7 protein-coding genes are annotated in these 12,678 nt (G+C 63.2%); 6 read left to right on the forward strand and 1 reads right to left on the reverse strand.

The genetic code is table 11. The features are described 5' to 3' along the window. Positions 1-1,007, reverse strand: a 1,007-nt coding sequence (locus RWX45_RS09490; RefSeq protein WP_316023487.1) for a helicase-related protein, incomplete at its 3' end; no start/stop codon positions are given. Here RWX45_RS09490 and RWX45_RS09495 point away from each other — a divergent pair. From RWX45_RS09495 to RWX45_RS09520, 6 genes are all read left to right on the forward strand, one after another. Beyond that, positions 1,008-1,739, forward strand: coding sequence for a hypothetical protein (locus RWX45_RS09495; protein ID WP_316023488.1), 732 nt, complete (start codon positions 1,008-1,010; stop codon positions 1,737-1,739). It begins immediately after the preceding gene. After that, positions 1,739-6,505 (forward strand): DNA methyltransferase, encoded by a 4,767-nt coding sequence (locus RWX45_RS09500; protein ID WP_316023489.1) that lies wholly within the window; start codon positions 1,739-1,741, stop codon positions 6,503-6,505. Before RWX45_RS09495 ends, RWX45_RS09500 begins: the two co-directional genes overlap by 1 nt. Before the next feature lie 703 nt (positions 6,506-7,208). Further along, positions 7,209-8,744: an SIR2 family protein gene (locus tag RWX45_RS09505; protein WP_316023490.1), complete on the forward strand. Its 1,536-nt coding sequence runs from the start codon at positions 7,209-7,211 to the stop codon at positions 8,742-8,744. Next, positions 8,744-9,613 carry a sce7726 family protein gene (locus RWX45_RS09510; protein WP_316023491.1) on the forward strand — a complete coding sequence of 290 codons (870 nt, stop codon included), beginning with the start codon at positions 8,744-8,746 and terminating at the stop codon, positions 9,611-9,613. The genes RWX45_RS09505 and RWX45_RS09510 overlap by 1 nt, the downstream gene beginning before the upstream one ends. Further along, positions 9,600-10,538 carry a sce7725 family protein gene (locus RWX45_RS09515; protein ID WP_316023492.1) on the forward strand — a complete coding sequence of 313 codons (939 nt, stop codon included), beginning with the start codon at positions 9,600-9,602 and terminating at the stop codon, positions 10,536-10,538. Before RWX45_RS09510 ends, RWX45_RS09515 begins: the two co-directional genes overlap by 14 nt. A 1,052-nt stretch (positions 10,539-11,590) precedes the next feature. Then, positions 11,591-12,678 (forward strand): DEAD/DEAH box helicase (locus tag RWX45_RS09520; RefSeq protein WP_316023493.1); only part of this gene is annotated, 1,088 nt, incomplete at its 3' end.

The raw sequence follows: 12,678 nt of genomic DNA on the forward strand, positions 1-12,678 counted from the left end.
GAAGACAACGGGGCGGGTGCGGACGCGGCCGGCTGGGCGTCGTCGGCGGCGTCCGAGCGAGCCGGGGCGGCGCCCGACAGCCTGGCGAACAGGGCGGCCATCGGGTCTAGGGCCTCCGAGGCGAGGGCCTCATCCACATCCGGCACCACCGTGTCAATATCCGCACCCCGCTGGAGCGCCTCGCGGATCGCTGCCTCCTCCTTGTCACCCGAGTACAGGCCCATGAGGGAGGCGGCGTCGCCCAGCGCCCGGTGCGCCTGATCCTCCTTCTCCATCAGCCGGGTGAGCACGCGCACGTCGCCGGAGAAACGCGGGTCGGAGGGGCTGAGAAGCAGCGTGGTGATCTGCGGGGAGACCTCCTGGCCGTAGCGGTCGATGCGGCCATTGCGCTGCTCGATCCGGATCAGCGACCACGGAATGTCATAGTGGATCAGCTCATGGCACTGGGCATGCAGGTTGACGCCCTCCGAGGCGACGTCGCCGGTCACCAGGATGCGCAGGCGCGTGTGCGACTGCCGGAACTCCTCGACGATCTCCTGCTGCTCCACGTCCGACAGCGCCCCGTGCATGACGCGCACCGCATCCTCGTGCAGGCCGAGGTCCCGGCGCAGGTGCTCCGCCAGCCAGTTGAGGGTGGCGACGCGCTCGGCGAAGACGACCGCGCGCTCCGGGGAACGGGGGCCGACGCCGATGCGGCGAAGCTCCCCCAGCAGTGCCTGGTACTTGCCGGAGTCCGTGGTGTTGGCCGCCTGCGCCAGGTCGCGCAGCCGGGCCAGGGCACAGGACTGATCCGAGTCGTGCAGCGCCTGCGCATCGCCCGCCCGGGACCTGCGCCGCGCCGTGCGCTCGTCGATCGTCTGAATGAGTGCCGCCGGGGAGGACAGGAATGCCTTGGCGAGGGTCCATGAGAACAACGCATCCCCGCGGTTGCCGGCTCCGGGGACAAGGCCTGGCGCGGCGGCGCCGTCGGCGCGGTGCTGCCGCAGTCCTACCTGCGGGACCGGCACGTGCAGGAGCATCTGCTGCTGGCCACCAATCAGCGCAAGGGCGCGAGCCTGCTGGCGCAGGCGCTGCGGGATTCCTCAGACTCCTCCTGGCCGGAGGCCCACTACCTGGGACCGCTGCACCCGGTGCTGGACTGGGCGGGCGACCGGGTGCTGGCCAGGCTGGGCCGCTCCTCGGTGTTCGCCGTGCATGGCGGAGTGGATGCGCCCACCGTCCTGCTGCTGGGCACGCTCACCAACTTGGCGGGGCGGACGATCTCGCTGGTGAGCGTGTCCGCTACCTTCCCCTTCCTGGACTTGGAGGCTGCCCGCGCGGACCTTGCGGCGGGCCGCACGCCGACGGCGGTGCCGATCGCGCAGGTGCACGACTCCCCGGCCGCCATGTTCCGGGCGGCTGGGGTGGCCGAGGAGCAGACCAATGACGGCGGCGTCCCGGATACGGATGTACTGGAAGCGCTGATTGCCCCGGCGGTGGATGCGGCCGAGACGCAGATGCGGGTGACCGTGCAGGCGGCCGAGGAACAGGCGCGATCCCGGGTGCAGGCCTGGGCGAGGCGCGCGGATTCTTGGGACGACGACGCGAATCGCCTCATTCAGAACCGGCAGTTGCGCTCGCAGCGCTCCACGGTGCATGAGGAACGTGAACTTATGGAGCAGCATTTGCCGGCGCACACGCTGGTGCGGCCGCTGCTCGTCGTCGTGCCGTGGGGCTTCGGGAAGGAAGGGGACCGCTGATGGCGACGTCGGATGCGCTCGTGGTGGGCGAGGACTGGATCAGTGAGCATTACTTCACCACGGACGCCACGAAGGAGTCCTTCCTGGCGCGCGTGCTGGAGCGCCGCAAGGAGTGGGAGGCGCTGGAGAAGCCGGATGACCCGCGCACGCCGCCCGTGCCCACGCCGCGCAGCCAGTTCCGTATGGCGCGCACGCACCTGGAGGAGCTGCTGGCGGCCCTGCCCGACGACGTGGGCACCCCCACCGCTGCTGCCCTGCGGGCCGCGGAGGAGCTGGATGCCGAGCTGCGGGAGATTCTGGGGTTCGGCTCGGCCGAGTACCGGTTGACGGAGCGCGGCCCGATGACGCTGGTGCGCCCCGTCGGCGATGAGGGTCCCGCACCGTTGGCGCTGCTGCGGGCGCGTCCCGCCGCGACGGTGGAGGACCTGCTGGTCAAGGACGCGCCCACACTCGCCGAGCCGTGGGAGCCGGTGGAGCTGGAGGACCCGAGCGCTCCGGTCATCGAGGGCGCGGAGCCGGTGATCTCGGTGGCGCGGGCACTGTCCACGCTCATGACCGATGAGCACGGGCCGGCCTTCGCCCTGGTACTGGCGGGCCGGTGGGCGCTGCTGGCGGAGAAGGAGCGGTGGCCGGAGGGCCGCTGGCTGGCCGTCAACCTGCAGCTGGTGGCCGAGCGCAATGATGCCAAGCGCGGCGGGGAGGTTGAGCGGGCCCTGACCTGCCTGGACGCCCGTTCCCTGCTGCCCACGGCGGAGGGCGAGACCTGGTGGACGACGACGCTCGCGGACTCGGCCGCCCACACGGTGGGGGTGTCGAAGGATCTGCGGGAGGGGGTGCGCTCCTCGATTGAGATCATCGCGAATGATGTGGTGCGCCGTCGTGCCGCTCGGGGCCTGCCGCCGCTGCCGCAGGCTCAGGCGCAGCCGCTGGCGCTCCAGTCGTTGCGGTACATCTACCGGATCATCTTCCTGCTGTATGCGGAGTCGAGCCCGGAGTTGGGCGTGCTGCCGGTGGGCGCGGCCGAGTACGACGCCGGCTACGGCCTGGACCGGCTGCGCGAGCTGACGCTGCGGGAGTTGCATGAGGAGACGTCGCAGGCGGGCACGCACATCTACGAGTCCCTGGGGACGCTGTTCCGGTTGGTGGATGAGGGCTTGAACCAGCACGTGAGTGCAGGGTCGGAGGAGGCCTTTGACGGGCTGGTGTTCCAGCCCATGCGCGCGGATTTGTTCCGCCCGGAGGCGACGGCGCTCATCGACGAGGTGCGCCTGGGCAATGCGGCCCTGCTGCGGGTGCTGCGCCATCTGCTGCTGACCAAGGAGAACGGCAGGAATGGCCGCGGTTTCATCTCCTACGTGGAGCTGGGCATCAACCAGTTGGGCGCCGTCTACGAGGGGCTGATGAGTTACACGGGCTCCTTCGCCACGGAGCGCTTGTGGGAGGTGACCCCGGGCGGGGATGCCTCCAAGGGCTCGTGGGTGGTGCCCGAGGATGTCATGGAGGGGTTGACGGACTCCGACTTGGTGACGGTGGAGGACGAGGTGACGGGCGAGCGCCGCAATGTCACCTATGAGCCGGGTGAGTTCGTGTTCCGCCTGTCGGGCCGGGACCGGCAGCGTTCGGCGTCGTTCTACACCCCGGAGGTGCTGACCCGTTTCACCGTGCAGCAGGCCCTGGAGGAGCTGCTGGATCAGGATGGCCGGACGACGACGGCGGAAGAGGTGCTGCACCTGACCGTGTGCGAGCCGGCGCTCGGCTCGGGCGCATTCGCGATCGAGGCGGTGCGGCAGTTGGCCGAGCAGTATCTATCCCGTCGGGAACGGGAGCTGGGCGAGCGCATGGACCCGGAGGAGCGCCCGCGCGAGCTGGCGAAGGTGAAGGCGTATATCGCCTTGCACCAGGTCTACGGCGTGGACCTCAATGCCACGGCCGTGGAGTTGGCGGAGATCTCCCTGTGGTTGGACACCATGGTGGAGGGCCTGGCGGCTCCCTGGTTCGGGCTGCGGCTGCGGCGCGGTAATTCCCTCGTGGGTGCCAGGCGGGCGTTGTATCCGGTGAGCGCTTTGAAGAAGAAGGCGTGGCTGACCACGACGCCGGTCTCCGAGTCCCTGGTGCAGGTTGCCGAGGCGATCGACGGCCCCAGCGGCACCGACGGCGTCTCAGCCGAGTCGCGGCACCGCCTGGGCCGGGCCCTGGACGTCTCGGACCGGATTCACCACTTCCTGTTACCGGCCCAGGGCTGGGGCTCCGCCGTGGAGGTGCCCAAGCAGGTGCGTGATCTTGTGGACGCCGACCGTTTGCGGGCGCTCAAGGCCTGGCGCAATAGCATCACCAGGGCGCCGAAGGCGACGCAGACCAAGCGGCTGGTGGCGCTGGCACAGCGCGTTGAGGTGCTGTGGGAGCTGACGTTGCGGCGGCTGCGCGTGGCGGAGGCCGAGGCCTCCCGCCGCATTGACCTGTGGGGGCGCCCGCCCCAGACCGACGGCGTTGGCTCCACGGTGACGCGGGAGCAGATTGAGGGCTACCTCGCCGACCCGAATTCGGCGTATCGGCGGCTACGACTGGTCATGGATGCGTGGTGTGCCCTGTGGTACTGGCCGTTGACAGCGGACACGGAGCCGCCGAGCCTGGACGACTGGCTGGACGTGCTGGAGGCCTTGTTGGGCAAGCCGGCCAGGGACGCCCGGGGAACCGACGGAACCTTGGCGGAGGCTTCCACCTGGGCGCAGCTGGAGGATGTGGAGGCCGTGGAGCTGGGCTTCGCGGGTGCCCGCAAGGTTGACGCAGTGGTTGCGGAGCACCCTTGGCTGGCAGTGGTGCAGCGGGTGGCGCAGGAGCAGGGCTTCTTCCACTGGGAGCTGGACTTCGCCACCGTGTTTGCCCGCGGCGGCTTCGACCTCCAGGTCGGAAACCCGCCCTGGGTGCGGCCACGCACGGATGTGGAAGGGCTCCTAGCCGAAGGGGACCCCTGGTGGAAGCTGGCGAAGAACTCCTCAGTTGCCGAAAAGAATGCCCGCCGCCCGCTTACACTCACGCACCCAGGCATCAGACACCTGGTGATCAACGGTACTGCGGACGTCGTGGTGCAGGCGGAGTTGCTGAGTGACGCGACGGTGTATCCGCTACTCAGTGGCCAGCCCGACCTCTACCGCGCCTTCATGTGCCAGGTGTGGGAGCACCAAGGTCCTCGGGGCACGTCCGGACTCATCCACATGGAGACCCACTTCACCGACGCGAAGACCCCGAACCTACGCGCCGCCACATACCGGCGACTACGGCGACACTGGCAGTTCATCAATGAACTTCGTCTATTCGACATCCATAACCTCGTGCAATACGGGGTTCATGTCTACGGAACAGAACGATCGCCCAGCTTTCTGCACGCCGCTTCGCTCTACCATCCGGACACAGTCACCCGTTCGCTCATGCATGACGGCACCGGCGAGGAACCGGGTTTCAAGGACCCGCACACGAGCACCTGGGACCTACGACCGCACGCCTCCCGTATCCAGCATGTTGACGAGTCGACCCTCAGGACCTGGCAGTCGGTCACCGAAGCCGCGGACTGGCGCTCAACCCCCATGGTCTACACGATCAACTCTGCTGCCGCTCGGACCCTGGCAACCCTGGCACACAGCCCACGTGTAGGCGGCCTCGGCCTGCATTTTTCCCGCGGCTGGGATGAATCAATCGATCGCCAAAAGGGTCGTTTTATCCGGGAATGGGGCGAAGCCGCATGGGCGGACGCCATTCTGCAGGGACCGCATCTGCACGTCTCGACCCCACTTAACAAGCAGCCGAACCAGACCATGCGCAGCAACAAGGACTGGACCAGTGTCGACTTCGAGCAGCTCGCTCCCGACGCCCATCCGGTGACCTCGTACAAGCCGGCAGGCGACCGCGCCACCTACGACCGCCTCTACACGCACTGGGGCGACACCTCCGCCCGCGACCACTACCGCATCGCCTGGCGCGCCATGGCGGCCAACACCGGAGAACGCACACTCATCCCGGCCCTCATTCCACCGGGTACCGCGCACCCGAACGGAGTGTTCTCTGCGGGCTCACCCCTGATGCCTCTAACCGCGCTTGCACTTTCCCAAGCCGGCACATCTTCGCTTCTGACTGATTTCACTCTACGAGCGCTACCTAAATCAGGTATCTACTTCCCCGACTTCTGTCGCCTTCCAACGCTGCCCAGCGACCACCCCCTCGCACCGCTCGTCATCCTCCGCACCCTCCGGCTCAACTGCGTCACGGACGCCTATGCGGACTTGTGGGCCGAGTGCTGGGATGCCGCCTTCCTCGCCGACGCTCCGATCTTGGAGCGTCACGACGAGCGTCCGGTCGGCCCTGTCTGGACTCCGGATACGCCGTTGCGTCGCGCGGAGGATCGGCGTAATGCGCAGGTGGAGATCGACGTCATGGTGGCCATGATGCTTGGTATCCCGATTGACGACTTGTGCACGATCTACCGCACTCAGTTCGCTGTGCTGTACGACTATGACCACGGCCGCGGCCAGGGCGCTTACGTCTACGACGCTAATGGTCGTCAGGTTCCCACCTCAGTGCGCCAGGCGTGGGAGAAGCGCCAGCGCCCCGAGCACGATGCCAACATGCCGCCGGACGAGCGCACCCACACCCACCCCGGCTCGGGCGTAACCTACGTCTACGCCCTCCCCTTCGACACCCGCGACCGCGAATCCGACTTCCGCCGCATCCACACGACCGTCACAGCAACCACCCACGACGCAAAATCGACTTAACCACCCTGCGCAGCTAAACCCCAGGGAGGATCGCGCACCAGCGTAATTGAGAAAAGATTCCATCTACAAAGATAGTTCTCATGACTTTCGCGTACGATCGTACGCGAAAGTCGTCAAATCTGTTTCATTAACACGACACACTTACCTCACCGTTACGGCGATCACTAGTACACTTCGGCGGCAGCTAACTTCCAAATTGCCACATCAAGTCGGAGTTGTTCCGCGACCCTCGCGAAAGCACGAATGCGGGCCATTATGGTTTTCTCATCAGGGGATGAGGGCCGGAAGACAGGAACCGTTCAAGATTCCCTGCTATTCCCTGGATGGCCCGCGAATTCTCCTTTAGTGCCACTCTTCACGTGTTCGTCTTCACCGCCCGTACCGTGAATCGTTGGCTGGCCGCCCATCACCGCCGCCACCACATCCAACCCTACCGGCGGGCGGCCACTTGCTGGACCCAGACCTTCTGCTGCGCTTGCTCATCGAGGCCACCAGCGTGTACCTCCCGGCCAGCGACGCCCACGTCTCGATCGCCGCCGCCTACCGGTACCTCCGCAAGGCTATGAACGTCGCGGATTACCACGCCTCGACCTCCTCGACACACTGGCTGACTTGGTCGAGGCGCCAGGTGAAGCACTACCCACCGAGCCCCACGCCTCCGAACCACCAACGCCGCAGAGCGCCTCGGTGTAGCCTACGTGACGTGGGCATCGCGTACGACTTCCTCAGCTCCCATCTAAAGACCATGGCGGCGCCATACCTGTTCATCGGCTCGGGGATTTCTAGACGATACGCAGATCTCCCCGATTGGGAAGGTCTTCTCAGGTACTTTGCCGCATTTACAAGTAAATCATATGAGTACTATCGTGGCCGCGCTAAAGGCAACCTCCCCAAGACCGCATCGGAAATATCTGAGGAATTCTACGAGGTTTGGTGGTCAGACAAGCGCTTTTCAGATTCGAGGGCGCGATATCACAACGTAGTTACCGATACTTCATCAGCCTTGAAGATAGAAGTCGCGAGGTATTTCGAGGAAGCGCTCGAAGGCTTCACTCCGCCAGCCGACTACGCTACTGAATTCAAGCTCCTCCAAAGCGCGAATATCGAAGGAGTTATAACGACGAACTTCGACAGGTTGATGACAATAGTTTACCCTGACTACACCATCTTCACTGGTCAAGATGAACTGCTGTTCGCCGAACCGCAAGGTATTGCAGAGATCTACATGATTCACGGATCCTCACAACGACCTACCTCACTCGTTCTGACGGGGGAGGACTATGATGATTTCCAGGAGCGGGACGCGTACCTCGCCGCTAAACTTATGACTATCTTCGTCGAGCATCCAATCCTTTTTCTGGGTTACAGTCTAAGCGACAGCAACATACTAGAGATACTTCGATCGTTGGTGAAAGCGATGCGTGGAGTTAGCGCAAGCAAACTCAAGGATCGACTTCTTTTCGTCAGTTGGGACGCGAACGCTTCACCAAAAGTAGACAACCGAACCATACAGATTGAAGGCGGCCAAATCGAAGCCTTCGAAATTGTTGTCCCTGACTTCATTGATGTGTTCCGGGCGTTAGGAATCAAAGAGCGAGCGCTTCCGGCTCGCGTTCTACGTCAGCTAAAGAATCAGGTCTACGAGCTGGTAAAAAGCAACGACCCTGATCGCCGACTAGTACAAGTCTCCGATATTGAGTCTACCTCGGATCAGTTCGACGTTGTATTTGGTGTCGGCGCCAAGATGACGGTCAAGGGGATCGTCGGTCTGTCTCGCTGGGACCTCGTTGATGATGTTCTCGGTACGCCTGACCGCGGTCTTCCCAGTAAAAAAGTAATATCGGAAGCGTTCGGGCGCTCTTTCCAGAGATCCTGGTACGTGCCCTATTGGAAGTATCTCAGGCAAGGAGGGTTCCTGGATGAGGCGGGAGCTTTATTACCCCGAGCCAAAGTCCCATCCACGATTAATGCCTATATATCTCGGGAGACCAAGCACCTTGAAATGCGTTCTCTCCCCGCCGGTGTCACTTTTCAAGACGTGCTTGATCGTCTAGGTGAGGACTGGATCCTTAAAAACCCTTGGCAATTGTTGGACGAGACCCGGGACCGAGAGGGTTTGCGAGCATTCCTGGACTCTAATCGTAACTATCGTCGGCGATCCTATTACGCCACGCAGTATGCGAAACTGGCCGTGGTCCTCGACTGGCTGATGTACGGGCCCCATAGCGAGGAGATGTAATGGGTTTTGCAGAGGAACCAGCGGCCGCTGCGTCGGCGATGCTTTCAACACCCGTCCTCCGCTCGGCAATGAGAGACGGCTCGGCGTCACGATTAGCAAATCGTACTATTTCAAGTCTTGTCGAGAGCGGTCTGGCCATTGGCGCGTCCACGGTACGAACGCTGATCTGGCGATGTGACAGATGGCTCTCTCGCCACTATCGTAACGACTTTGTCTATCGTAAAGCCGTTCTTAGGCAAATGTTCCCATGCGGCGGCCGCGTTGTCCTGCCGGAGTTCAGAGTCAGCCGATCAATCGTCGATATTTTGGCCATCACAGACTCGTTACATGCTATCGAGATCAAGAGTGATCTCGATAGCACTTCCCGGCTTACAAATCAACTGCGCGATTACAGGAGAATCGCTCCTCTAGTTTCCATTGTCGCATCAGAACATGTAGTGGAACAAGTGCTCGCAACCCCTGAATTTGAGACCGTTGGTCTTCACTGGCTTGACACGAACGGACACGTGGAGACTGTCCGTGCCGCACGGCCTAGCTACGAGTTTCTTGATTCAGAGATTCTGATGCGGTCACTTCGTCGTGCAGAGTACCTTCGAGTTTTATCTGCTCTTGGCGCTACTGTCCCTGACTTGCCTAATACGCGGGTGTTCTCATATGCATTAGCAGCTACCCGAGATCTGGACCCGCTTGTTTTCCACGACGCGGTCGCAGAGCAGCTGAAAAGAAGACAGCCCCGGGCTGGTCGGTCTCTTATCGCTCGATTGCCCGAGCCGGTGCGGCCCGCCATCTTACAAATCAATCCAACGAGACAACAGATTTCCGGTCTTCAAGACTGGATGAACCAGGAGGTTGCAAATGTACATGCCTAGGCTACGGGCACGGCAGCATGAGGTCCTCGCCGTTCGAAACTGCGCCGCGAGTTTTGTCACATCATCACGCGTCACGCCGGTTTTGGAGCCAGTCGCCCTGCCGGACGGTGTCTTCGCCAAAAGGCTGCGACAGATAGCAGACGAAGGCCTTGGTTGCGACCTTGTCCTTAACCCTTCGGTTGGCAAGCTACGCGAGCATGGCGACTGGAGATCACTTGGCGACTACTACCTTGAGAGCGATCTTCTCAAGCACCATGGACTTGCCATACTCTCCAATGCTGACGCTGATCACTCGGCGATGTCGCGCTGGATCGATGACGCTAGGAACGCTGGTCATCAGTTCACGCTTGATATCGTTCATGAGCCTGGCCTCTCCTCTACTCTGCAAGGTGCGACTTATCACGGAGTCCGATGGAATGTTGCCGAGGATCTTACGGTTCCGGCTTCATATGGCCTGCCACTCGGGGGGCTTCCGGTTGTTTGGGCGAACGACCCATTTCCTTCTTTATCTCCGAACCGAGAGTATGTGGGTCGTGGGGAGTCAATCTTCAGTACTCGCGTCACTGGTTACAAGAACGCGGGGTACGTCGGCGTCAGCGACTTCCTCACGCTGGGAAGGGCTTTTCACGATAGGGGTGGTCCGGCCTACACGGTTGTTATTCACTTCACTTATTTGTCAGGAGACGCTGTCCGGCTGAGGCACTTTTGTTCTGACAGTAATGAGACTCAAGACGATCTTGCCGGGAAGTTCTTCGAGGCGCTCAACAAGCTCATCAGTTTCATTGACACAAAGTCGTTGCCAACGAACCAAGGGATCGATGCATTTCGCGATCTGCATAGGCGCCAGCACTTTCCTGGGCTCGGCAAGGTTAAGGAGTTCTCGATTATGAACCATATGCTCGTCATGCAGGATGCAATCGTCTAGTGCTGCATAACGTTGTTATTGCATAGTTGTTTGAGCGATGACCCGGCGCTGGTTAGTTCCAGCTCGTGACCCACGAGTTGCATAAGAGCATATTCGATAGGTTTAAGGAGCGGGCGTGTTCGTCGCATAGATTTTACTCTCAGTGAGAATTTCACTGTCTATGGCTGATGACGTTTCCGACACCGAGGATGCCCCTGAGACATGCCGTAAGGCGTTCCGTGTCTTCGGTAGTGTTCTCGGATTACTGCACCGTCGTTCTTAGTACATTCAGCCAACGTTCACCACAAGTCGCGGCGGTCGTGCAACCCAACCTGCGATTCCGCGAGGGATTACGCCCCGCGGACTCTCATAGTCGCTCCGTGACCTATTCTACGGCTTCTTTTGGGCGCAGTTCGTCCGTCGACACTATCCTTCGAGATATTCGCATTCTCCAAAGTCAGGAACGGTTCAGTTCGCCACCCTGAGACCTATCTCGACCTCCTCCCAAGCAACGGATCCGTGTTTGGACATTTTATCATTCACGGCCCAGGTCCGGCGCTCGTGATCCTCCGCGTCAATCACCTCGCCCGCACAGCGGCCCGCTCGGTTAGCGGGCAGGTCTTCCTACACTGCGCACTCCTACGTACTCTCCGACGATCTGTCCCCGACAGTAGACGAATATCTACTAAGCAGTGTGGAAGCGCTTGTTCGCGCTCTGCCGGATCATGCCAAGTACGTCGCCGATAGCCTGCTAGGATTGGGTGCGGCTCACCCGCCGCGGGGACGTAAGTCTTCGCCACTGCAGTCCTCGCAAGGGCAGGATCATGGATCCGTCGTTGCAAGATCCGGTCCCTCACAACTGTTGTGTAGACGCGCAAGTTCCAACGCAGCCACAGTCGTGGACCGCCTCGGGACCACCCCAACCACTGCGGTACTCTCGACTCTGTGAGCCGCATCTCCCGTCGGGCCTTCTGTCGTAGGCCTTCCGCCCCGCCGTGGGCCCGCTGCCTCACCGTCACCGCTACTGCCGGCGTCGCCGCCGGTCCCCGCGCCCACGATCCGCGGGGCTGACTATGCTCCTCCTGCCCAGCCTCCAGGCCGAGCGCATACGGCGCTCCATCGTCGACTACCTCTCCACCACCTTCGCACTGACGGATGCGGAGCCGCGGCGCGCGCTGGCCGATTTCCTCCAGGACCCCGAGCAGGGCATCTTCGTGGGCCCCTACGTCAAGCTGCGCCTGCCCTACCTGCCCGCGAGCGCCCGCTCCGACGCCCTCGACTGGGATCCAGGGCTCCCGCCCTACCGCCACCAGGAGGATGCCTACCGCAGGCTCACCACCAAGAACGGTCACCGCCCCGAGCCCACCATCGTCACCACCGGCACCGGCTCGGGCAAAACCGAGGCATTCCTGCACCCCGTGCTCGATCACGTGCTGCGCGCCCGCGCCCGCGGCGTCACCGGCATCAAGGCACTCATCCTCTACCCGATGAACGCGCTCGCCACCGACCAGGCCGGCCGCCTGGCCCGCCTCATCACCTCCGACCCGGCCCTGGCCGGGATCACCGCCGCCCTGTACACGGGCGACTCCACCGACGGATCCAAGCGCGTCACCGCGGACTCCCTCATCACCGACCGTCACCACATCCGCGACTATCCGCCGGACATTCTGCTCACCAACTACAAGATGCTCGACCAGCTGCTGCTGCGCCCCGGGGACCAGAAGCTGTGGTCGGCCTCCGCCCAGTCGCTGACCTACCTCGTACTCGACGAGTTCCACACCTACGACGGCGCCCAGGGCACGGACGTGGCCATGCTGCTGCGGCGCCTCGGGCTGGCCGTGCGCGAACTCCTGCCCGCCGACGATCCGCGCCAGGAGGCCTTCGACGCCTCCCCGCTCGGCCCCGTCTGCCCCGTGGCCACCTCCGCCACCCTCGGCGACGGCGGTGACCGCTCCCGGATGCTCGCCTTCGCCCGCGACGTGTTCGGCATCGACCTGCCCGATGACGCCGTCGTCCTCGAAACCCGCGCCGATCTGGACGAGTGGGCCGCTACCCGTCGACGACTCATCCCCGCGCAGGCCTTCACCCAGCCGGTCCGGCTGCGCGAGATGCCGGCCGACCGCCTCCGGGCGCTGGCCACCCTCGCCGACACCGGCTCGCC

This window comes from Actinomyces sp. MRS3W (genome assembly GCF_032465695.1).
Taxonomy (GTDB): domain Bacteria; phylum Actinomycetota; class Actinomycetes; order Actinomycetales; family Actinomycetaceae; genus Actinomyces.